This window comes from Aquimarina algiphila, from assembly GCF_007489275.1.
Classification (GTDB): Bacteria; Bacteroidota; Bacteroidia; order Flavobacteriales; family Flavobacteriaceae; genus Aquimarina; species Aquimarina algiphila.
The window spans coordinates 87,759-112,280 of sequence record NZ_VLNR01000008.1 but is presented as its reverse complement, the minus strand read 5'-3'; the positions used below and the strand labels follow the sequence as shown (position 1 = coordinate 112,280).

At 32.4% G+C, this 24,522-nt stretch carries 16 protein-coding genes; 12 read left to right on the top strand and 4 right to left on the bottom strand.

Annotated features, from left to right (window positions below; translation table 11 throughout):
• The first annotated feature begins 92 nt into the window (after positions 1-92).
• The 5 genes from FOF46_RS05715 to FOF46_RS05695 all read left to right on the top strand — a co-directional run bounded on the left by FOF46_RS05715 (position 93) and on the right by FOF46_RS05695 (position 7,676).
• Positions 93-4,115, top strand: coding sequence for a DUF6923 family protein (locus FOF46_RS05715; RefSeq protein ID WP_143915788.1), 4,023 nt, complete (start codon positions 93-95; stop codon positions 4,113-4,115).
• Between the two features lie 114 nt (positions 4,116-4,229).
• Entirely contained in the window at positions 4,230-5,483 is a 1,254-nt protein-coding gene (locus tag FOF46_RS05710) for an oligosaccharide flippase family protein (protein WP_244299575.1), read from the top strand.
• A gap of 110 nt (positions 5,484-5,593) precedes the next feature.
• Positions 5,594-5,890 carry an STAS domain-containing protein gene (locus FOF46_RS05705; protein ID WP_109433973.1) on the top strand — a complete coding sequence of 99 codons (297 nt, stop codon included), beginning with the start codon at positions 5,594-5,596 and terminating at the stop codon, positions 5,888-5,890.
• Between the two features lie 28 nt (positions 5,891-5,918).
• Positions 5,919-6,218, top strand: coding sequence for an STAS domain-containing protein (locus tag FOF46_RS05700; protein ID WP_143915786.1), 300 nt, complete (start codon positions 5,919-5,921; stop codon positions 6,216-6,218).
• 240 nt (positions 6,219-6,458) lie between these two features.
• A complete protein-coding gene (locus tag FOF46_RS05695; RefSeq protein WP_143915785.1) occupies positions 6,459-7,676 on the top strand; it encodes a glycosyltransferase in 1,218 nt (405 codons plus the stop codon).
• A gap of 95 nt (positions 7,677-7,771) precedes the next feature.
• On the opposite strand, the gene FOF46_RS05690 is transcribed toward FOF46_RS05695, so the two are convergent.
• From FOF46_RS05690 to FOF46_RS05675, 4 genes are all read right to left on the bottom strand, one after another.
• Positions 7,772-8,599 carry a M57 family metalloprotease gene (locus FOF46_RS05690; RefSeq protein ID WP_109433976.1) on the bottom strand — a complete coding sequence of 276 codons (828 nt, stop codon included), beginning with the start codon at positions 8,597-8,599 and terminating at the stop codon, positions 7,772-7,774.
• A 415-nt stretch (positions 8,600-9,014) separates the two neighbouring features.
• Positions 9,015-10,562 (bottom strand): cellulase family glycosylhydrolase, encoded by a 1,548-nt coding sequence (locus FOF46_RS05685; protein ID WP_143915784.1) that lies wholly within the window; start codon positions 10,560-10,562, stop codon positions 9,015-9,017.
• Entirely contained in the window at positions 10,559-11,785 is a 1,227-nt protein-coding gene (locus FOF46_RS05680; protein ID WP_244299574.1) for a hypothetical protein, read from the bottom strand. The genes FOF46_RS05685 and FOF46_RS05680 overlap by 4 nt, the downstream gene beginning before the upstream one ends.
• 5 nt (positions 11,786-11,790) lie before the next feature.
• Entirely contained in the window at positions 11,791-14,877 is a 3,087-nt protein-coding gene (locus FOF46_RS05675; protein ID WP_143915783.1) for a hypothetical protein, read from the bottom strand.
• A 173-nt stretch (positions 14,878-15,050) separates the two neighbouring features.
• Here FOF46_RS05675 and FOF46_RS05670 point away from each other — a divergent pair, with 173 nt between their 5' ends.
• From FOF46_RS05670 to FOF46_RS05640, 7 genes are all read left to right on the top strand, one after another.
• Positions 15,051-15,872 carry a dolichyl-phosphate beta-glucosyltransferase gene (locus FOF46_RS05670; protein ID WP_143915782.1) on the top strand — a complete coding sequence of 274 codons (822 nt, stop codon included), beginning with the start codon at positions 15,051-15,053 and terminating at the stop codon, positions 15,870-15,872.
• A 413-nt stretch (positions 15,873-16,285) separates the two neighbouring features.
• Positions 16,286-16,843: an RNA polymerase sigma factor gene (locus FOF46_RS05665; protein WP_143915781.1), complete on the top strand. Its 558-nt coding sequence runs from the start codon at positions 16,286-16,288 to the stop codon at positions 16,841-16,843.
• A gap of 2 nt (positions 16,844-16,845) precedes the next feature.
• Positions 16,846-17,532, top strand: a complete 687-nt coding sequence (locus tag FOF46_RS05660) for a tetratricopeptide repeat protein (protein WP_143915780.1) — start codon at positions 16,846-16,848, stop codon at positions 17,530-17,532.
• A gap of 225 nt (positions 17,533-17,757) precedes the next feature.
• Positions 17,758-19,389, top strand: a complete 1,632-nt coding sequence (locus FOF46_RS05655; protein WP_143915779.1) for a S8 family peptidase — start codon at positions 17,758-17,760, stop codon at positions 19,387-19,389.
• A 271-nt stretch (positions 19,390-19,660) separates the two neighbouring features.
• Complete coding sequence (locus FOF46_RS05650; RefSeq protein ID WP_167571753.1) at positions 19,661-22,438, top strand: CHAT domain-containing protein; 2,778 nt, start codon at positions 19,661-19,663, stop codon at positions 22,436-22,438.
• A gap of 146 nt (positions 22,439-22,584) precedes the next feature.
• Positions 22,585-23,424, top strand: a complete 840-nt coding sequence (locus tag FOF46_RS05645; RefSeq protein WP_143915777.1) for a DUF2490 domain-containing protein — start codon at positions 22,585-22,587, stop codon at positions 23,422-23,424.
• Positions 23,425-23,467: 43 nt separating this feature from the next.
• Positions 23,468-24,511: a P-loop NTPase family protein gene (locus FOF46_RS05640; protein ID WP_143915776.1), complete on the top strand. Its 1,044-nt coding sequence runs from the start codon at positions 23,468-23,470 to the stop codon at positions 24,509-24,511.
• Positions 24,512-24,522 lie beyond the last annotated feature (11 nt).

Sequence of the window (24,522 nt, the reverse complement as noted above, 5' to 3'; positions counted from 1 at the left end):
AAAAACCGATTCAACCAAAATTCTAAATCATAAAAAACTGTCTTTAGTTAGTAATCTAACAATTACAAAAAAGACAAAAATCAATATATACTATGAAAAAGACCATCATCCTTTTGGTAATTCTTATAGCAAACATTACTTATGCTCAACAACCTTTTGATTGTAATGAAGGGAAGTTTTATCAAGTAATCTCTGGAGCATTGCGATCGTATGACCCTATAACAGGTACGTATTCTGACCCACTCCATACACATTCTGCGTACAATGCAGGAGGATATAACCCTATAGATAACTTTTTATATGCGATAAGAAATAGTGACAAGCATTTATTACGTATCGGAACTGACCTTATAGTAGATCTGGGATCAGTAGCGCCTAATGGAGGTATCAATTTTGGAGGCGGTTATGCTGCCGATGTTGATAGCGAAGGAAATTTATGGGTCTTTCAAAATTCATTGGATAAACAATCTTTTCATAAGATTATTAATCTACAGAGTTATGATGGTTCATCCTCTCCTGTATTTGAGATTGTAGTTTCTGATCAACCATCGCCAACGCCTTGTGCCGATATTGTATTTATTGATGGCAATCTATATGGTGGTGCCAAAGGAAAAGTATTCAAATGGGATCTTTCCTCGAATACCCCGACTTTTAGTAGTAAAACTGTAACTGATTTACCAAATCATACGTTTGGTGCATGCTATACTGATACCAGTAACAGGTTATACGTATCCAGCAATAATGGAGGATTACATCTGGTAAATGACTATGAAACTGTTACTCCTTATGCCACATTATTAAATAATACCGAGGTTACTAATTCTAATGATGGATTTAAATGTGCTAGTGGTGTATCCCCTATTGATGCTGATCAAGATGAAGTTCTGGATCCTTATGATAAGGATACTGATGGTGATGGAATTCCTGATATCGTAGAAGGTGGTGGTGTTGATCCATATGGAGATGATGATACTGATGGGATTTTTAATTACCTGGATCCTGATTTTGGGAATACTTGTAATAGTGGAGTTTCTCTTGCTTTTGATACCGATCGGGATGGTGTCCCAAATGTATTAGATCTTGATAGTGATAATGATGGGATATTTGACATTGTCGAAGCCGGTTTGGGTAGTTATGATACTAATGGAGACGGTTACTTTAATGCTCAAGATGCTAATTTTGTAGACTCTGATCTCGATGGAATAGCTGATATTGTAGATATTGATCAAACTGGAGTTGCCTTCTATCCCGCTGATACAGATGGTGATTTAATTTATGACGCCTATGATATTGATGCCGATCAAGATGGTATTATTGATCTTATCGAAGGACAAAATAGCCTTAATTTTATCTCTCTTTCTGGTTTAGATACAGACAGGGATGGTATGGATGATGCTTTTGATCCTGATCAAGGAGGTACTCCGCAAGGATATATAAATACAGATGGCACAGATAATCCAGATTTTTTAGATACCGATTCTAACAATGATGGCATATTAGATATTGTAGATGGATATGACACCAATAGTGATGGCACAGCCGATACAGTTGCCATAGGAAATGATTTTGATCAGGATGGTTTAGATGATAATTTTGATCTCAAAGAAACTGTATTCGATTCTGATAATGGTAATCAAACTCCGAGTAGTTTTCCTGTATTGAGTATTGGAGAACGATACCAATATCCAGGGACATATGATGGTAATGGAACTCCTAATTATTTAGGAACAAATGAAATATTATCTACAGATTACTTAACGCGAATCAATGACGCATTACCAGAAGGAAATTCTGTCCCTAATCTCAATCCTAACTACATTTATTCTGGATATGATACTAATATCATCATAGAAAACACAACAAATATTTCAGTTACTTTTATCGGTGAAAACACAACTTATAAGAATACACTTGGATTTTACACTTACAACATTAATAATCCTTCTACTACCGCACCTAACCCCGAAGACATAACCATTGTTTTTCCAAACACTTCTGAAGTAGGAAGCGATGGTGGTTTAAATATCGGTAACACTGTGAATTTGGGTAGTTTCCCAACTGATACTGGTATTGCCTGGGTATTACTCGCAGATGGGTGGAATGGCACAGCTATAGATACCGGATTATGGCAAATTTACTCTAATCCAGATTATAACCCAGAATGTGATGAGACATTACGACCGCACAATATCTTATTGGCAGATACTGCTAATGAAACTATTGTTCTTGGTTTTGAAGATACAAGAAGGGACTACCCTGCTGCTGACCATGACTTTAATGATGTATTGTTTCATGTAAGCGCTGATCAATACTCGTCCCTAAAAACTACAAACATCCCCGAACTAACCGAAGAAGGTGTAGTAACATCAGGTAATGATGGTGGGCTAGAAAGTAATGGTGATCTTGCCAACTTGATTGCTAAGAGAAATTTTTTAAGATCAAAAACGAATACAGTATATAATCAAAAGAAATTACAACAACGTTTCGCTCCAGGTGCAAAATCATATAAATCCGGTAGCAAGGACTTGAGTATCTATTTCCCAAAAACTGGCGCTTCAGGAACCGAAACTTCTTTTGTATCTAGTCCAGATGATTTAATTGGTATCACCAATGCAACCTCTGTTTTTTCAATTGATTATTACAATCAAGATCAAAGAGTTGGTGCAGCCTTAGCGATGGCTACCAATGGATCAGTTTATGATCACTCAAAAACGATATGTGATCGACTTAATGGTTCTGTTTTAGAAGATATCAGGACTTTAAAAGTGAGAAATCATACCTTGGTAAACACCAAAATCAGAAGAGTTACCGGAGAAATTGAACAAGCTTTACATTTCTCAGTGAGAATAGACGAATTTCAAAATGAACTCTATAGTTTATGGAATATCGATCAATATCCTGAAGGTGATTATCTCAACTTCCAGATTTGGGGTGGATCTATACCACAAGTAGCTACTATTGCAAATAGCATCATCGACAAATTAATCGATCAAAAGTCATTAGGCAAAACATTTATTCCTATTAATATCCCATCAGTATTTGTACAAAAGGGATTCTATAAAGATGGAAAGCTTGTTCTGGACATTGTAAATAAATCTCAGGTAAGTCAATTTAACTTTAGAGGGAATAAAAGAGCTACAGAATTATCAAATGAAGAGTTAATTATAAAAACTGTAGCATTATCTGGTAAATACAAAGAAACGACCACTATAGAGACGGGGTACTTATTTGATATTGGTTTTGCTATTACTGGTGACGATCCCAATAAGGCAGATGTATTATACTTAGCTGATGGCCCATGGGGAATCGACTTCTTAGAACAAGGAGCAACCATAACCAATTTTGATATTGGTAAAAATACCAAAACTCAAAATAAAGAGAACGAGTATACCGTAGAACGAGATGTTAAGGTAAGCGGTAACCTTAAGGAAACTATGAATTTGTTTAGAAACATCCTTGGTGGTGATCTTACATTAAATGTTTCTGAGTATGAAGCTGTACAATTCGAATTGTTCTCTGATCAGGATGTAGAAGTTATATTAGTTACCAAAGACCTTACTGATTGGAATGAAAGGCTTAGATATACTATAAAGGCTAATGATACAAAACAAAAATACACTATTCCTTTTTCAGACTTTTATAGTAAAGCAAAACAGACTTTTGCAATTGAAGATTTAAGAAGTGTTGTATTCTCTATTCAGGGAGATTATGCAAGTTTCACTTCTTTTGATCTAGAAGTAGCCAAACTTAAGTTTACTACTGATGAAAAAGAACTCGAAGAGGTTACCGATCCTGTTACAATCAATAATAATAATAATAATAATAATGACATTGAAAACATTATAATAGATGATAGTGAAACTTCTATAATCAATTCTCCAAATCCATTTAGCACACAAACGACAATAAAGATGCCTAAAGCAAATCAAAAAATAACAATTTCTGTAATTGATATGTTAGGTAGAATTGTGCAAGAGGAGGAATTAGGAAGTATAGGAACCCCATCAAAGAATTTTATTTTTACAGCAAAAAATTTAAGACAAGGAGTATATAAATATATCATAAGAGGAGATAACTTCAAAAAGAGGTACGAAGGAAGTTTCCTAATAAAATAACAATCAAAAATTACTATGCTTTATAAAAACATAAGGCATAGTAATTTTATAAAAAAAGAAAGTATCTTTAAGAACACCTATACATCCCCAAAGAATAAAAATCAAACCTAATCAATGGTAATTAATAGCTCTCTTCTAAAAAAACTAAGCGCTGAGCAAAAATTTATGATCAGTGTTATTATCGTTAATGGAGGGAACTATCTATACAATCTGCTTTTAGGTAGAATCTTAGGGCCTGAGGAGTTTGCTGATGCTGCATTATTAATTACCTTCCTTCTAGTATTATCATTTGTAGCGATGACATTTCAATTATCAACTGCAAAATTTTCTGTGATTTTTGAAAAAGAAATATTCAAGAGTTTTATTAATATCACTTATAAATATTCGAGTATTACCGGAATTATTTTTGGAGTTCTCATGATTGTTTTTTCAAAACAACTTCAGGCAATTTTTAATACACAATCTTCGACCATGTTTATCCTCTTTGGAATTGGTGTTCCTATTTATTTTATCATGAGTGTAAATAGAGGTGTTTTTCAGGGAAGTAAAAAATTTGATAGCCTCGCCATTACTTATCAGGGTGAGATGATAAGCAGGCTTACTATTACTCTTATTTTAATTTATACAATTACTTTTCAATCTTCTGTTTTGGTAGCTTCAGGTATCGCCATTTCCTTTTTATTTGGTTTGATCCCTTTTCGTTCGAGAGATATAGAAGTAACCAAAAAACACAAATTACCAAAGGCAGAGTCAAAGTACATTACCAAATTTTTTATCTTAACGGCATTCTACGAACTCACCCAGATCATCATTAATAATAGTGATATTTTGATGGTTAAACACTATTTTGAGACCTATGAAGCTGGATTGTATGCTTCGTTAGCTCTTATAGGCAGGGTGGTATATTTTGTAGCCTGGATGTTTGTCATGCTGTTATTGCCCAAAGTCGTACAAAAACAAAAAGATGGAGAATCTCATGCTCCGATACTATTTAAATATGTACTTTATATCACATTATTGTCTGCAGCAATTGTACTAGGATGCTTCCTATTTCCAGAGTTTGTAATTAATATCATGTTTGGTCCAGAATATATAAGTGTTGCTCCACTACTTTGGAAATATGCTATTGCAACCTCTCTTTTTGCTATTTCTAATATTTTTGCATATTACTTCTTATCCTTAGATCAATATATACCCGTCATATTATCGGCTTTACTTGGAATTTCTCAGGTAGTATTGATCATATTCTTTCACAACACATTATCAGAAGTTGTTATTATGCAAATCATAGCCATGGCTATTCTTCTCACATTTCAATTATTCTTTTTTATAAGCTATCAAAAATTATCTAAAAAAGAGCTCAACTAACGATTAAATCAATTCGTCGAAAGATACCTGCAACTCAACAGAATTGCATCAATAAAAAGAAAAGATTGATCGATCTTTAAACATAACAGTAACCTTTAAAACAAGATATTATGGCCTTGCAAATTACTAAGAACCACGAAATTTTTGAAATCAAAGGAAGTATAGTTGCAGAAAATGCGCAATCTCTTCAACATCATTTTGAGCAGTTGTTATTTAATTGTGATAAAGTAATATTATGTATTGATAAAGTCAAAAAAATTGATGCCTTTGGTGTTACTGTGCTCACCAAATTATTTAGGAATGCTATGAAAAATAATAAGATATTTTTCATCATAGGAAAAGGAAACAAAAAAGTAAGTAAAGCTTTTGGTAGCGTAAGTTATATCTTAAGAAATGACTTTGTATAAAATATAACCTCCCCAAAATACCCATGTTATGAAACTACAAATTATAAATGCTTCAGGAAAATTTGAAATCATAGGAAACTTCACCTTAGAAAATACCGAAACAGTAAAAGATCATTTTAACTATTTACTAGATCATTATGAAGAAGTAGTCATGTCACTAAGAAAAGTAAAAAAAATTGACCAAAAGGCGATAAAAGTTTTAAAGGATATTTATGCAAAAGCAAATAGAAGAAGTAAAATACTCTTTGTACTAGGTAAAGAAAATAAAATAATTATCAACGCTTTTCAAAAAAATAAAGTAAGTCATATTTTTAGAGAAGATTATTAATGGTTCGTATGATAATAACTTTTTACAAAAGTTGTCTAAAAAACACCGAAGGTGCTTATTATTATAAGATTTCAGTTGCTTTTTTAACAAGGTTATTATAAATTGTATCTCAATTAAATTAAAAAAGACGTACTACCCCATTCGTCCTAAAATCTTGAAACCTATACTACCCCATAAGATTTCTTTACGATTTTACTTCGTCTCTGTCTAGTTCAAAAAAAATAACACAAACATTTACAGATGAAATTAGCTATTGTAACTGCCTACCCACCTAGTAAAGTAACCTTAAATGAGTATGCATATCACCTGGTAAAATATTTTAGACAGCATACCGAGGTTTCTGAAGTTATTTTATTAACCGATATTACTCCAAAAGAGGCTGATGTGCAGTTCGAAGAAAAAGGATGTAAGATTACGGTTAAGCAATGTTGGAAATTTAATAGCTATAGCAATATTTTCTCTGTAATGAAAGCTGTAAAGCAAACAAAACCAGATGCTGTATTGTTTAACCTTCAGTTCATGAAATTTGGAGATAAAAAAATAGCCGCTGCACTTGGGTTATTGCTTCCGAAACGATGTGTTTTAAAAAAAATACCTACCATAGTTCTATTGCATAATATCATGGAACAAGTAGATCTGGAAAATTCTGGGTTCACAAAGAATAAAATTTTACAGAAAATTTACAATGGAATTGGAACCATGCTTACACGGTTTATTTTATCTGCTGATATTGTTGCTGTAACCATTGATAAGTATGTACATATCCTAAAAGCAAAATATAAAGTTGAAAACGTAGTACAAATTCCTCATGGAACCTTTGAACTCCCTGAAGAGCCAAAATATATTCTTCCTGAGGGACCATTACAAATAATGACCTTTGGAAAATTTGGCACCTACAAAAAGGTTGAGATTATGATCGAAGCGGTCGAAAAAATCCGTTCAAGAACAGATGCTAATCTCGAGATTGTAATTGCAGGAACTGATAACCCAAACGTTCCTGGATATTTAGAATCAATGAAAAAGAAGTACGCTCATGTACCTCAACTCACATTTACTGGTTATGTAGATGAAGTCGATGTACCTCGTATTTTTACTGAAAGCGCTATGGTTGTATTCCCTTACACTTCTACTACCGGTAGTTCTGGAGTATTACATCAAGCGGGGAGCTATGGAAAAGCTGTAGTGATGCCAGATTTGGGTGATCTAAGTATTTTAGTAAAAGATGAAGGGTATCAAGGAGAGTTTTTTGATGCCGAAAGTGTAGATAGCTTAGCTGATGCTATAGAAAAAATTGTTTTAGATCCCGAATATCGGAATGTATTAGAAAAAGCAAATTATAAAGCAGCAACAGCCTATCCAATGAGTAAAATTACTAACATGTATATAGACCAGTTTACATCTATAAAAGAAGAAAAAAAACCTAAGGTTAAAAATACATATGAACAAGCATCCTTGTAAAATATATCTTTAATTATAATATCCAAAAAGCAGAAAGATCTTCGATACTTTCCGCTTTTTCAATAATGTAAATAAGTTTATATACTGTTGTCTATTTAATACACAAACCTCAATGCTGTTCTATCCGAAGCTGTAAATGGACGATCAGTTCCTCCACTACATGCTAGCATCCAAGAACCAGCTTCTGCTCCTCTAGGTGTCCCTGGAACAAATAATGCTCCTAAACGACCTTCTGGATCAAAATCTCCACCACAACTAAAGGAGCGATCTGCAAAATCTGTATGACGAAAACCAATGGCATGACCAATCTCATGCGCAATAACGGTAGGAGCATCTGCACGTACACTTGTACCTCCAAATACCCGAGAATTTAATACGATCGGAGTAGCAGGTCTTTCATTTCTTGGAAATCCAGCACTTCGACCTAAAACAGTACCTCCTCTTGGGGTATTGGGTATGTTTTCTGATAATATTGCAATATCAGAACTACCTTCCTGAAAAGTTCTTCTAAATGTAAGATTTAAATCCAACTCGTTATAGCGAAGTAATGCCTCATTAAAAGCAGCTACCATCGTTGAACTAAAATCGGGGTCCAAAAACACATCAATGGTAACTGCCCTATTCCTTGGTAATAGATTAGGAGTTACATAGTGCTTTTGATTCACTCCATTAGTTTCTGCCTTTTTGTTCTCTAAAAGGTCATCAATCATTTCCTTATTTAAGAAAATATCTCCTTCTATAACAAAACCATTTTGTCCATTCATTTCAGTTTTATACATACCTTCAGTACTAAAACCTAAAGATTTGATTTGAGAAGCAACTAATAGTTGTTCAGTTTCTTCTACGTTATCTTTTTCTGATTCACAAGATACCAAACCTAGGGTAGCTAAACCTAGACAGGCATAAAAAGCAATTTTTTTCATAATGTAAAAAGTTTGAGTTTATGTTTAAATTATGAGTCGAATATATGGAAATTCAAAAAACAAAAAAATTAACAACCCCAGTAATAGCGGGTGGTTTAAGGTGTAACAAAACCTTTTCGTAAGAATGGATATCCCGTAAAAACATAACAATCCTATAGAATTACTATAATTGAAAAACTAACAATCATCTATTTGATTACTGATAAGTTAGGCAGCATAAAATAAAGTTTTGAAAAGGAAAAATATTAAACTTTAAAAAATGTTAAAAAAAGGGTTAGCATTATTGTATTCGGTAGAATTCCTAGAACAAAATTTAACTTTCTAACTTAAACATTAACATATAATTTTGTTAATTTATATTCAGATTCTCAAACCCCAGGTCTTTTTACATAATTTAGATGAGTCTTTTATGCTTTTAGTTTGCAATAAATTCAAAAGCAGGTTTCTTATTTCCATTGCGATCTATAAACCCAAAATGCTTTTGTTTATGTTTTCGCCAGGGTAATTTTCCGACAACAGCACTCGGAACTTCTTCAAAATCATATAATGTCCAAGAAAGAAAGTGTATATTTTCTTGTTTAATTATCTCTTGAAATTGTTTATGATACTCTGCTTGTCCTTTTTCTGAAGGACCAAACGGACTCCAAAACCCTCTGCTTGACGGTAATCCAAATTCTTGTAATACCATCGGTTTATTTATTTGGGTATTCAATTGATTATAGGCTTCGATAAAATTATTGATATCTCTATAGTAATGAAAAGATACAATATCTATTTCTTCTTTCAGTAAACTTGCAGATTCTACATCAGACCACCCGATTGTAACCAGATGATTTGGATCAAATTGCCTTATTTGTGATATCATTTCCTTTAACCATGCTACTACATTTTCTTTCCCTCTACTCTCAAAGTCTAAATTAGGTTCATTCTTTATATCCCATGCAAGAATAGCTTCATGATCTGCCAAAGCAGTTACAATTTGTTCTGCATGTCTATGTGTTAATGTCCAATCTAACACAGAATAATTTCCGTAAAAATCAAATAGCGTAACAATAACTTTAAGTTTTTTATCCTTGGCTTTATCAAGTACTTGTCTTAGTTTATCTAATTTTTCGGTTTCAACTTTTGCTTTACCAAAAACCTCATACGGCACAAAAATTCGAATCGTATTTAAGCCCGAATCATTAATAATATCAAAATCCTTAGCGATCACATCAATATCAAAATCATCTCCAAACATATTCCATGGTGTTTTCTGGGGATAATAATTTATTCCTTTAATTTGATATTCTTGATTCTCTATAACAATCTTACCCCCTATCACTCTGGCCAAAGTTTTGTTTTGTAATATTGTATCTAATGGTCGGGGTTCTTCTTTTACCATATGACGGATACGCCAGAACCCATCTTCTAACATTAACATAACCTGATAATCTGATCGTAGTTCTGCTTCGAGCAGTACTTCATCACCTTTGTAAACTCTTTGATATTCTTTTACATTTGTATCAGATAATACTGCCAATTGCCCATCTGCACTATAAAAATCTAATGCAATGTTGTGATGAATCGTTGTACCATGTATTGCGATATCTTTCTTTTTATTAGAACCTATTGATTTTAAGAGGTTTTGCCGAGCACTTTTGGTATAATAATCTTCTATTCCTTCTTTTTTATTTGTTTGATATGCCGCATTACGTATATACCAGGCATTAAGATAATCGTGTTCTATATCGAGCAATGTTTGTTTTTCTATTGGACGTCCCGGGTTTATGGTATCCTTCCATTCTAATTTAGGTAAATACACCTGCTCTTTGCTCACTGCTAGATGAAGCATAGAAGTTCTATCTGCTCCTGTGTTAAGATATGATAGTACTTGGCTAATTCCGAAAAGTACCAAAACAACAATACCTATAAAGGAAATGATAATAAACGATCTATATATATTTCTGTTCCAACTTGTCATTGTAGTATTGTCTTCTTATATTCTTTTTGAACTCCTAAAGCTTTAATTTGAATATCGTAACTACCAGAAGGATAAAAACCTTCTTGAAGTAAAAATCTAACTATTCCTTCTGAAGTAGTTTTGATCTTGGTATCGATTTTTTTTTGTTCCTTAAAAATATCCATCCTCACCATAGCTCCATCTGGAATTAATTGCTCCATAAAACTCTGTAATGGCCCTATGATAATCTCACGATTATTATTGTTGAATTGCACGTTAAAATCCTCCAAAACCTGGGTATATGTTATGCTTAGCGTATTACTTTCTGCCATTCCCTGCACATAAGCTTTAACCTCCCAGGTTTCTTTTTTATCTGGGTGTAACATTTTGGCAATTGCCTGTCCATTAATTGTACTTCCCTGGGTGTGCAACATTACTCCCTTTGTATCCTTAATTACAAAATCCACCAATGTACCATCGCTTATAACGTTATCATATTCGTCCTTTATCTCAGAGGTAATAAATTGAGTAATTTGATTTCCATCAGCATACATATGTTTACGTTTACTGCGTATTTGAAAATTTTCGGGTAACGCAGGGAATACATCAACAGAAAATTCTTTAGAAACTTTTTTATTTACCTTAGAAAATAATAATAATCTTCCCGATGGATTGTATGAGAATATATTCGTCCATCCTATCATGTCTTTACTATATATGATCCTTTCTTTTTCTGTCTCTAAGAATTGATGCTTCATCACTATTGCAGTGCTATCTGGTAATGGATTATCATAAGCATCTGTCGGGACAACCACATGCATCGTATAATCTTTTCCACCTGCTATGATACTTGGCGGACCAATATAAGATTCTAGATATATTTGGGTTGTTTCATTTGAAGTAATTTGTATTTCTCCTTGAGTAAGTATTTTGGATTGATAAAACAATGTATACGTTACTATTCCTTTTTTATTTGCTATAAACGAAGGAATTGTAAATTGACTCCCTTGGTGTGTATCTGGATTGATAACTGTGCTTCCATAAGATGAATGTACAAAAAGCTGAGTTTCTGAAGGTATATTAAGTTTAAACTTAAGCATAATGATGCTTCCTGCATTAAACATCGTTTTTTTTGTGATTAAAGCAGCCGAAACCTCCTCTGTCTTCTCCAAAACAGCTGTAAACGCTATACTTATACACAGTACCAGTACAATTAAAAGAGGAGTTATATGTCGTAGTTTCACCTTCATTATTTAGGGGCTCCTATATATGTATTGATTTCTAATTTTATATAACTAAATCCTTTTCCATCTACTGGTATCATTGATGCAAATTGATGATCATATTTTCGTTCGGGTACTACTTTATCACTAATGACAGTATTTGACAAGCCATTTACAAAAACATTCTTTAGATTGTTTTCTCCTTTTTCTATTTCTGACAAGTTTAAAAATCTATAGTCAAAATACTGTTTTCGCTGTGGTCGAATACCTTCTGGAAGATATTGGTGATCTACCCATATTAATTCTTTATTTTCATCATAGTAGGAGATTAATAATAAGGGGATTGTAACTTCTTGCAAACCCGAATTAAACAAAACTCCTTCAACATGATCTTTTTGAACAGAAAGTTCATTAATCGCAACTCCCTTATATAAGTCTACAGTGGCTACATTTCCTGCACATTGTAAATCAAATGTATTTGGTTTGTCTTCAAAATCCATAGGGGTAAATTCGTCTGGATTAAAGGTTTCTGGCTTACGTTCTTTTTGATCCACCCATGCGATTCCTTCAAAATTAACACGAAAACTAGTGGTCTCTTTTGGCATCAATTTATGCTTCATTTGATGTTTGGCATTATACCTTGCCAATAGTATATCGTTTTCATATAGTGTACCGGTTATAACAACATCTGCCGGTACATTATCAATATTTTGCAATTCACCTATAATCACATGTCGCCCCTCATAAGTGACAATCTTTGCAGACAACACTTCTAAAACTGGTTGTTTTAATACATCTTCATGATATGTTTGCTCTGAGCTTATTCTGCGTCTTCCGTGGTTATGATATTCTGCAGTATTTTCTACAAATAATTGATCTGGAGGAATATCCAAATCATAGAGAGATGGTTTTACAAACCATTTTTTATTCTTTTTCACCAATTCATGATAGAATGTTTTATCTATCTTTTCTAAAGGCGTAATCCAACTCGTTAGCGCTTTTACTTTGGCTGTACTATCAGTCTTGTCTGTTATATTTACTTTAATCTCATCCAGTTTTGCATACGAACTCAACAAACCATCAGTAACAGCAATCTCTAACATAAATTGATCTTTGGTTTTATCACTACTGGGATCCAGGTAGGAATACGCACGTTCAAATTCCTTAAAATCTAACGCATCATAATAGGATTCTGTTACGTTAACCGGACTAATTTGCTTTGCATTTTTTATATATAATTTATAAAACCCTATTCCAAAAACAATAATCATTACACCTCCCCATAGATGAGATATTTTTAAAATTCCTTTATGAAACCCTTCATAAGGAATTCCGAATTTAAAATAAACAGGAAAGCTCTTTTGTTTTGATTTTAATCCATGAATCCAAATCAATTGTATATTAATAATGAATGCAAATAACACAGTTCCAACAGGAATAAGGCCCCACATCAGTTTTTGAAACATCGGAACATCTTCTTTGGGTAAAATACTGGATAATGGAGGTACATTTAATTTTTCCCAAACCATAATTCCATTTTCTAACTGTCGTAACCTTTGCCATCCACAGAAATACAAAATAGGATCATAAAATTTATCATTAGAGAATACATACTTTAAATTGTATTTCTCGGGTACGGTAAGAAATTGCTGTAAAGAACCTATTCCTTCTACCCCTCTAAACTTAGAATTCTCTAGTCGTTCTACTGCTCTTGTAGTTAACTCTGGCAATCTACGTGCAGAGTGATAATTTCCATCAACCGTCATTGCATTAGTCTGAGCAGATAGCCATGCCATTTGATCTCCGAATCCCAAAGGTAAATACCTCCAATGATCATGTTGATCTTGTTGTAAAAAATTAAGAATGGGTAGCATTTTAATTTTTTGAGGCTGAAAAGGTCTAAAATACCCAAGACTCATAGTAAAGAAAACAATGAATACAAAAGTCCCCATAAATAAACCTCCTAAAATTCTGCGATATACCCCACCATATCTATCCTGAATACTTTTTTTAAGATCACCCTCTATAAAACGATAACCAAATTCCCCAAAAATAGGTAATGCCATAATCGATGCCCACAATGTAAACCTGTCCAGTGTAAGAATATTAAAGGCATTTTCTCCTAACATCATTCTAGGTATTGGTGTTGTTCCACCTGTTCCTAAAATTGTTAAAAGGGTAAATGATAAACCAAAAAACAAATATCGTTTACTATAAAATCGATACCATACATAAGGAAGAATAAACAATAAAATTCCCCATGGAATTAAAAAAAACACTAGCCCAGAAGAAGTAACTTCAAAAAAATTATCTCTTGAACCATGAGGGATAGGTACCTGGGTAATAGGATTGTTTTTAGTGTTAATCCAATACGGAAGAATACAAATTATGATTAACAATAATGATCCTAAACCAAAGCTTACAATTCTTTTAAAAAGAGACAGAAATGTTTTAAAGAACAATAAAAACCTAACTTCTTTATATGAATTTACCTGCTCTCTGGATGCATCCATAATGATCATCCCTATTAACGGGAAAATAAAAAATACCATCCCAAAAATTGGAGTCACATGATGAGAAGTAACTGTTACTGCAAGAAGACTTAAAGCATTTACTAAATACTTATACTTACCAACTTTTATCCAAAGATAAATTTCTGGCAATGCATGAAGTAAAATAGAAAGTCCGATTATACTAGGGAGTTGACCAAAAACGTGTAGTGTTTCTATAAAAGTAGAAGAAAACACTGCAAAGATAGCTGTATACCCGGCAACATTCCTATTTGATGTTAGCACCAAAGCAAAACGATATATTCCTGTTATAAAAAGAATAATCCCAATAATAGCAACAGTAAACAGACCAAACTTTAATCCACCTATGTATGACAGTAATCCAATACTTTGATGTACCAAAGGTGGATATCCCATGACAGTAAACCCAGTATACCAACTATAATTCCAAGGTTCGAACCAGTTATTTGCATAATGGTTTCCAAAAAAAAGATGAATCAGTGCGTCATAGGTAGACTCTAATGTAAAAAATATTGAAGTACCATGAAAGATTACTCCAACCAGTAATGCACTAATTAAATACTTATTTGTGGATTTATCCATAAAGACTCGCCGTAGTTTTCGATTTAAATATACAACAAAGGTTTGGGTTTAGACGAATGGTATGTCTTTCGATAAAAACCATTCGTCGATAGCAATTTTCTGCTAACCGAAATACCTGTTTTTAAGGCCCAAGACACTACTACATTTGAAACATAATCCCAAAATAATCTATTATGAAAACTGGAATCATCATACCTTGCTATAACGAAGAAAAGAGATTAAACGTGGCTGCCTTTGTTAATTTTGTTCAAAAAGAAAACAATTTTCATTTATGTTTTGTGAATGATGGAAGTAAGGATAACACATTAGAAGTGTTAAAAGATATTCAATCTTATAATTCCCATAAAGTGAGTATTATTGATATGAAAAAAAATTCAGGTAAAGCTGCTGCAGTAAGAGCAGGTGCCAGATATTTACATAGTAGAGGAGATATGGAATTTATTGGTTTTATAGATGCAGATTTATCAACAGATTTTGAAGATTTTGACGGGCTTTTAAAAACGTTGAAAACAAATAGAAGATTAAATTTTGTTTTTGGTTCCAGAGCAAAGGAAGCTTCAAGAAACATCGAAAAAAACGGAGTTAGAGCTATAATATCAAAATTCATCAATATTCTTATTGTATTGATATTGGGATTATCCATTCAGGATACACAATGTGGTGCTAAAGTATTTAAAGCTGAATTGGTTCCTGTGATTTTCAATAAAAGCTTCTTCAGCAGATGGTTATTCGATGTAGAAATGTTTATCAAAATGAAGAAACATTTCGGAAAAACAGAAATCATGAATAAAATATATGAGCAACCCCTTAAAAGATGGGTTCATATGGAAGATTCTAAATTGGGGTTAAAAGATTCATTAGAAATTCCTTACAGACTAATATCCATATGGTTTAATTATAATGTATTAGAATCTTTACAATCTTCTTTTACTGAGGATACCCTAGAACCTGCGATAGAAATATATGGAATGCCTACCAGGGTATTAGCTGCATAATACTACTCAAAAGCATTTAAAATATTATCCATAAAAGATAATCTAAGTAAAACCCTCTTGTTATTTCAAGAGGGTTTTACTTACATAGAAGCCTGATTTACATATACCATACCTAAATATGCGAACCTTATAAAATTAAACTCAGCCTAAATTTAGGAACATAACTACATTTTTTTTCATAATACAGTTAGGGTAATTTCTTTTTGAACTGTTCATATGTAAATGAACAATTATTTGACTAAATGAACTGAAAAACACGGAAATAAAAAAACTTAACAATTTTTAACTAAAATTTGTCACGTTTTACATTTTCGCACCTTATATGGATACATAATTCAATAATGAAACCGTTTTTTTCTTAGTAAATTAGTCTTATATCTTATGTACCCCTTTGGAGACTAAACCAAATAAGAATGAAACATAAAAATTTTGGACTAAGTGAGACATCATTTGAAAAACTGATAACAGATCTAAAAAGAAATGATTCGCATTTTTTTGAACAAGTCTTTCTAAAACAATTTGAAGAAACCATGAAGTATCTATGTAGAGAACACAAATCAAGCCGTGAAGATGCATATGACGCAACAATGGATGCCTTAATCGAATTTAGAGCACGATTTGTAGATGGAAAATTAAAATACGGAAACCTTCGCTTCCTTTTCACAAAAATGGCTTCGCAAATGTTATTTAGAAATCTTAAAAAAAATACATCCAATATTGAAGGCGTAATTACTTTGGCTCAAGAAACCGAAACAGAATCAATCGATTCAGAAGAGTTAAGCTTACTAAATAATGCTTGGCAAATATTAGGAGATTCTTGTAAAAAGCTACTGACCTGGCATTTTTATGGAAAAATGAAACTGTCAGAAATAGCCACAGAAACCCAAAAGAGTCCAGCAACAATAAGAAAACAAAAAGAGCGATGTATCAAACAACTCAAAGAACAATTTAGTTTAAAAAAAATTGTATAGTCATGAAGGATAAATTAAATAAACTTTTAGACCCTGATATCTCTAGAGAAGAAGAAGATCAAATCTTTGAAGACATACTAAAGCAGAAAAATGATAATGATTTAAGAGTCAAATGGAAAAAAATACTAGCTAATGATTATGATATACAAAGAAGTAAAAATGGAAAAAGAAAAACGACATCATCCTCTAAGTACATAAAAATCTTTTTGGCAGCAGCAGCCTGTATCAGTTTAATTGTAACCTTGCAGTTGTTAAGTACACCTTCTATAGATTCTAATGCAATGGCACAGCAATATCTGGATAAACAAGAAATATTGCACCCTGGTGCCTCTAAAGGTTCTATAGAAGAAGATCAAAATAGAATACTGGCGATTCAGGCATTTAATAGTAAAAAATATCAGCAATCAGTTAAACATTTCCAAAATCTGAGGATTGCGAATGAAGAAGATCAATATTATTACGGATTAGCTTTACTATTAAATCAGCAATATACTGAAGCTATCCAAAAATTTGAGGAGAACAACCTTAACAACAATAGGTTTAAACAAGAGCTAAATTGGTATCAATCTTTGGCATACATACTCAACAAACAAAATGAAAAAGCAAAAATACAATTGAAGAAAATTCGCAATACCGATTGGAAATATAAAGATGCACAACAATTCTTAAAAAAACTCAATGAAGAATAACTAAACACGATTATACATTCTTTACATAATAGGATATTCGACACCAAATGTAAATTCTAATTTTTAATAAACAGTACCTAACTAAGTCTACAAAAATAGCGCTAAGACTAGTTAGAAACTGAAATTATCAGGCACAGAATAGTCACTCTCTATTTTGAATGCCATGCTATAGTACACTTTAAAAAGACCATTTCACACAATTAAAAACCATTAACTCACTTGAACATGAAAACTCTAAAAAAAATTTTAATCCTAATTCTTTTATTATTGTTTCAACTCCCAATTCTAGGTCAACAAAAAAACACTACACAAAACCATGTGCCCAAATCAGTGGATATATCCAAAAATAATGACGACGACAATGACGAAGATGATGATGATGATGATGAAGACGATGATGAAGATGAAGATGAAATTATTAAACACCCTACTTTATATTTTGTAACACTAGATCCTTCAATTAATCAAAGTGCAGTTAATGACTTATTAAGTGAATTAAATTCTGAAGAAATTTGGTATCGAAAAGAAATCAATCTAAGATTGTGGAATACTAACCGATTCCCATATGTATCTACACATGGCCAAACCGTTACGAATATAGATGGACAAGTACAATCTGCAGAAGGAAAAACTGATATCGATGGGGTTGAATTTAATATTGGTCATATTGTACCCAACCCTCCTGTAGATATACAAAACTTCTGTTTTAATACTATAGTCCCCCAATATTCGCTGGGTACAAATCCTATAAAAATTTCTATTTTCGATACGGGAATTAGTACGCAATCAGATGCAAATTTCCCAGGATATTCTTTTAATATAGATAAGTATACCGGATATGATTATATTGACAATGACTCAATACCCAATGATCAAAATGGTCATGGTAGTCATATTGCAGGCATTATACAACACCTTTTACATCATCAAGGAACTACAAATTCTCCTATCTCGTTCGATATTAGGAAAACTCATGATCATTTAGGAAGAGGATATGTTTCTAATCTCATTCCTGCTATTTTAGATGCTGTAAACGAAGGTAATAATATTCTAAATTTTAGTTTTAGTTACCAGAACTACAATGTAAACCCAACAGATAAGCCACTAAAGTTAGCTATCGACTATGCAGAGCAAAACGGTGCTATGATTATAGCAGCCGCGGGTAATACAAATGAAAATAATGATACAGATAATATTATTTCGTTTCCTGCCTCCTATCCTAACGATAATATTTTATCTGTAGCATCCACAGATTGTGATAATAAGCTAAGCCAATTTAGTAGCTATGGGCAACAAAGAGTAGATGTAGCCTTATTAGGTGAAAATATTCCTGGCCCTGGTTTAAATGCAGCTATAACCAGCCAATCAGGAACTTCTTTTTCTTCTGCAAATGTTACAGCACTTGCGGCAATTTTAGCCACACATCAATCTCCATTTAACTACCAACAAATTAAATGTTCTTTAATTAACACTTCTACTACCTCATCAGATTTATTTGAAAAAGTAGTTTCCAATGGTGTTATTAACTTTCAAGCAGCATTCGAACAACTTAATAATGCTTGTCAACTCCCAATAAATAAATCTAGCGGATCTACAATTTCCAAACCAAAATCTATGTTTTTCCCAAATCCTTTTAAAGAAATACTTCAATTGCACCTTAAAGAAGATCCAAAACAACAAATCACCGTTTCAATGTATAATCAAAACGGAATATTAACATTAAAAAATCAATTTCATATCTCTCCAGGAGAAAATCAAATTGACTTACCACAAACTGATCAGCTACAACCGGGAATGTATTTTATTAAAGTAAATACAGAAAGTAATACAACGATGCATACTATAATAAAACAATAACCACAACGTTCTCATTACCTAAACCCGCTGTACGTTCTGGGTATTTTCAAATCTAAAATTCATTAATTCTTGCATCCAACAGCATGGATACAAGAATTAGTGATTTTTTTAATAGTAAAGCTATTGAATTCGCAAGGTATTAAGTGATTTTATTAATACTATTTTTCCCTAAAAATTACTCGAAACATATACTCCTGGCACTAAAAGAGATTGAATTATGATTTTAAAAATACCTTTCATTTGCATTTTCATTTTTTATACTTCAATGTCTATGGCAACTGTGCAAAATGATGATTTTTTTAATAAACACTATCAAGAAATTAATCAGAATATCAAACAGAAGCGTTATGAAGATAATCTACAATTGATTGAGAACCTAGTAAAACAAAAAGGTTACAAAATGTTGGATTGTTATTACAAAGGAAAGATATCGCACAAAATTGGTGTATCTTATTATCTTCTCAATAGAGAATCAGAAGCGATAGCTTATTTTAAGGAAGAAGTCTTAAATACTTGGGAAAATTGTGCTAAGGTTCCTCCTTCAGAAAGAGCTAATACTATATACAATATTGGGGTTTCTTACCAATATCTTAATGATATAGAAACAGCTAAATTATATCTAGATGAAGCTCTTTACATTTTTGAAAACGACACACTTTATTCTAGCTATAAATTAGCAAATAAATATCATGGTATTGGTAAATTTTATAAGAATAAAAATGATCTTTTTCGTGCTGAATTATATTTTAAAAATGCAATAAACCTTTATAAACAACAAGATAACACTAAAGCTAAGCAATTTGAGGTCTTTAATAATCTTATTGCTATGAGCAAGGAGTTCAAAGAATATGAAAAGGCTAAAAAGTATATTGATGAAGCTTTATCTATTCATGAAAACTTTCCCGAAACAATTCCAAAACTTAATTTAGCCTGGGTATATCTAAATGCCGGAACAACCCATCTAGAGCTCAAGGAATATAAAACCGCAAAACAAATGGCGCAAAAGGGCTTAAACTTATTAACTAATGAAAATAAACCCTATTACTTTGCAATCGGCCTCGAATTAATGGCAATGATATATTTAGAAGAAGAAAAATTTAATCTTGCCGAAAAAAACCTCATGAGATCATTAGATATCAGAAATACTATGATTGAAAAAGGAGAAAGCAAATTGTCAATAGTTCATGCCTATGAAAATCTTAGCGATATATTTATTAGAAAAGGAGATATAGAAAAAGGGAATCATAATCTAAATAAAGCCTTTGACATATTAGTTCCTAATGCGAGTTTTGACAAAGAACACTTACCTATTATAAAAACATCTAAATCCCTAGATAACAAACATTTAATACGACTAATTGAATTAAAAATAAAAATATTTAAAGATAAATATAAAAGATCAAAAGATATAAAATTTCTTAAACAAGCTTTGAGTACCCAACATAAGATTGATTCGGTAATTAATAGAAGCTTGGTTTCTTTTCAATTTGAACAATCCAAATTAGATTTTTTAAACCTGAAATTTGAACATTATGGCAAGGCTATTGAAGATGCTTTGGAACTACATCGAATTACCGGAGATCCTTTTTATCTTAAAGAAGCGTATTATTTTTCCTCCAAAACTAAAGCAATAGTTTTGCAATACGAACTTAATCAAGCAGACGCATTTCAATCCAATGTTTCTCCAGAAATAGTGAAGCATGAACAAGATTTACGAGCAGAAATGCATGCCCAACAAGTATTACTTTCTGAAGCCACGGATGATAAAGATTCTCTTCTACAAGTGTATACCAAAGCTCAATATGCATTAGATAGTTATCTTAAAGAAATTGAACAAAAAGAGCCCACCTATTTTAAAGAGAAATATACTTTTATCCGGCCTCCAAAACTGAAAGATATACAAGGGGATTTACCAAGCAATATGGCGGTAGTAGAATACTTTCTTTCTGAAAACAATATCTATAGTTTTTGGTTAACCAAAAATGATTTTTTTTCAATTACTACTCCTTATGATCCAACTATTATAAAAGCGCTGGATAACTTTATTGCACAATGCCACGATCCAAAGTCAGAAGTATCAGAAAAGCTTTCTCAACTCATATTCGAGAGATGTCTCAAAAAAGGCATTAAAAAGATTGGAAAAGACATAAAACGTCTATGTATAATTCCTGACGGCCAGTTACACAAACTCTCTTTTGAAGCACTAATCGATAGCGATAACAAGACTAAAAAATATTTAATTGAAGATTACACGATCTCCTATTCCTATTCGGTAGCTTTACTATTTCGAAAACAAAATTCGTCATTTCTGGAGAGTTATATCGGTTTTAGTTCAAGATATAGTGGTCAACTCAATCAAAAATTAAAAGCCCGTAAACGTTTTTTTGGAAGTGAAAACCTGATGCAACTTGTTCTTTCTGATGAAGAAATAAAAAGAGGAGCAGCTATTTTTGATGGAGAAATGTATATTGATAATGAAGCTTCATTAGAAAATTTTTTAAAACATAGTTCTGATGCAGATATTATTCATCTTTCCCTGCATGGCTTAGTCGATTTGGATGATCCAGGTAGATCTTGTATACTCTTTGATGACAACCAGAAAGAATTTATTCTTTCTGCCCAAAATCTATATGGAAATCGGTTAAATGCAGATTTGGTACTTCTTAGTACTTGTCATTCTGCAAGCGGAAAAATATACAGTGGAGAAGGAGTTCAAGGAATGAGTAAATCATTTTTATTAGGAGGTGCTCACAACATTATGTCTAGTTTATGGAATGCTACAGAAGCAAGTTCTATAGCCATCACTACATCTTTTTTAGAAAACATACATGACGGTTTACCTAAAGACCTTGCATTACATCAATCCAAACTGGATTATCTTTCCAGAACAGAGCCAAACAAAAAACACCCTTATTATTGGGCTAATTTTATTTTATTGGGTGAAATTGACAAAACCAAAGAGTCCATAAGTCCAACTATTTGGATAGTAATAGTGGGGTTATTTGTACTTTTCTTTTTCATATGGCACTATTCAAAACGATTAAAATAAGTATCAAAATTATGTTTTCACAGTCCTCCTCTTCTCTTTTTTAGACGTTTCTAAAAAAAAATAAAAATAGTCTGTCACACTATTACCCTTTCTCTCTTATAAGGGTAACATATCAACAAAGTATTAACTCATTAGATATTACTGCTGTGACTAAACTAAAAATAATAACTATACTCTTCTTCTATTTTTTCGTTACCGCGACCATGGGACAAGAAGATCTTAAGGTATGGACTGGACATAGTGCTCAGGCAAAACTTACCAAAGAATGGAGGCTTAACGTTGGTCAATTATTATTATTTAGCCAAGAACCATTCGAATTGGCCTCTCTGCAAAATAGCGCCAATATTTCCTACAGATTGAATAAGAGAATTCGGTTTGGAGTAGGTTACCTTAGATCGTCTGACCCTTCTGACCCTGATCAGGAAGCCAGAAATAGAATTACAGGTCGTTTTAGGTTAGATCTAAAATTAGGCAAATTTCGTATTGCAAATAGCCTTAGAGGAGAATGGCATTTCCCCGAACGAAGTAAATTCGAATACCGCTTACGTTATGGATTTCGAGTTCATCGTGGTAATTGGGGTTTACCTTTTAAAACCACTCCGTTTATCACAAATGAATTTCATTATTACTTATCCGGAAGACCTCTACAATATAGAGATGAATTAGGAGAAAAAGTAGTTAAACAATCTCCTAACGGCCTTCATGCTCATAGAATCACTTTAGGGGTTCGTTTTAGACCTTTTAAAAGAGCAAATGCTAGTCTAAGTTATATGAGGCAAACAGAATTTAATATCGGGAATAAATATCGGGAAATTAATGTAACAGATCCAAGAAACGGTAAAATCCGTAGAGCATTTAACCATTTTTCTGTTGTGATGTTTCGATTTTCTTATCAACTCGATTTAAGAAAAAAATCATCATCGACATCCGTAGGAAGTCATTTCTCCAAAATCAATGCTTTACAAACAACACTAGCCTCTAAATAAATTTAAACACTAATTAGATATTAATTTTTAACCAATATGTATTATGAAAACAATCAAAAAATCTAACATCTGTAAAAATATTGTCAATTATAAAATTGACCAAACCATTGTCAAAAACCATCAACCAATAGCTGGAGATGTGGCGATATTTGAAGTCATTAGTATTGGCTCTTTAAATGCAATTCAAGATTTTGAAGGAAGAAACTGTTATATTTTCGAAGGAGACAAAATAATGCTGGCATTTGGCAATCGTTATGCTAGCAATCAATTCGAAGGATATGTTCCCGAAGGATATCATCAAGAATATGATCTTTTGGGTAAAGGCGGTGTAGCCGGCATCGTAACCTCTATGTTTTACAAATTAGAACTTAAAGGTCCTACTAAACTAAAATTAGTTGGATATGTTACCCAACAGCATGGCAAAGTAATAAATACTATTTATCATCATAAAAAACCAGTAAAGTTCAATGCCAAAAAAATAAGAAACTTTAAAACTATCTTATCTATAGGTTCTAGTATGGATAGTGGTAAAACTACTACTGCAGCATACCTTTGTAGAGGATTAAAGTCCTCTGGATATCAGGTAGCATATATAAAACTTACCGGAACTGTTTTTAATAAAGACAGAATGTTAGCATATGATTGTGGTGCAGATATTGTTAGTGATTTTTCAGAATTTGGTTTTCCTTCTACGTATCTCTGTTCTACTACTACCATAATGGATTTATATGAAGGATTATTATCCGATGTCGCACAAGCAGATCCAGATTATGTGGTCATTGAAATAGCCGATGGATTGTATCAACAAGAAACCAAAGCACTATTAAACCATTCATTATTTACAGAAACCATTGATCATGTTATTTTATCCTGTTGTGATAGTCTAGCAATACATAGTGGTATACAGATGTTATCTCCAATTTTTAATGACCGTTTATTTGCTTTAGCAGGCCTGTTTACTGGCAGTCCTCTTCTAGTCGCTGAGGTCCAGAGTCAATTTTCAACTCCTGTTCTTTCACTTAGTAAATTAGTACAATCTGATATATTGATTGATCTGTTATCACAGGATGTGAATGTTGCTGTATAAAAGAATAATTC

Bases quoted from the DNA above. Each gene is read 5' to 3' on its own strand.
- FOF46_RS05710 (WP_244299575.1), top strand. From the start codon at position 4,230: ATGGTAATTAATAGCTCTCTTCTAAAAAAACTAAGCGCTGAGCAAAAA.
- FOF46_RS05705 (WP_109433973.1), top strand. From the start codon at position 5,594: ATGGCCTTGCAAATTACTAAGAACCACGAAATTTTTGAAATCAAAGGA.
- FOF46_RS05670 (WP_143915782.1), top strand. From the start codon at position 15,051: ATGAAAACTGGAATCATCATACCTTGCTATAACGAAGAAAAGAGATTA.
- FOF46_RS05650 (WP_167571753.1), top strand. From the start codon at position 19,661: ATGGCAACTGTGCAAAATGATGATTTTTTTAATAAACACTATCAAGAA.
- FOF46_RS05715 (WP_143915788.1), top strand. From the start codon at position 93: ATGAAAAAGACCATCATCCTTTTGGTAATTCTTATAGCAAACATTACT.
- FOF46_RS05700 (WP_143915786.1), top strand. From the start codon at position 5,919: ATGAAACTACAAATTATAAATGCTTCAGGAAAATTTGAAATCATAGGA.
- FOF46_RS05690 (WP_109433976.1), bottom strand. From the start codon at position 8,599: ATGAAAAAAATTGCTTTTTATGCCTGTCTAGGTTTAGCTACCCTAGGT.
- FOF46_RS05695 (WP_143915785.1), top strand. From the start codon at position 6,459: ATGAAATTAGCTATTGTAACTGCCTACCCACCTAGTAAAGTAACCTTA.
- FOF46_RS05685 (WP_143915784.1), bottom strand. From the start codon at position 10,562: ATGACAAGTTGGAACAGAAATATATATAGATCGTTTATTATCATTTCC.
- FOF46_RS05665 (WP_143915781.1), top strand. From the start codon at position 16,286: ATGAAACATAAAAATTTTGGACTAAGTGAGACATCATTTGAAAAACTG.
- FOF46_RS05655 (WP_143915779.1), top strand. From the start codon at position 17,758: ATGAAAACTCTAAAAAAAATTTTAATCCTAATTCTTTTATTATTGTTT.
- FOF46_RS05640 (WP_143915776.1), top strand. From the start codon at position 23,468: ATGAAAACAATCAAAAAATCTAACATCTGTAAAAATATTGTCAATTAT.
- FOF46_RS05675 (WP_143915783.1), bottom strand. From the start codon at position 14,877: ATGGATAAATCCACAAATAAGTATTTAATTAGTGCATTACTGGTTGGA.
- FOF46_RS05660 (WP_143915780.1), top strand. From the start codon at position 16,846: ATGAAGGATAAATTAAATAAACTTTTAGACCCTGATATCTCTAGAGAA.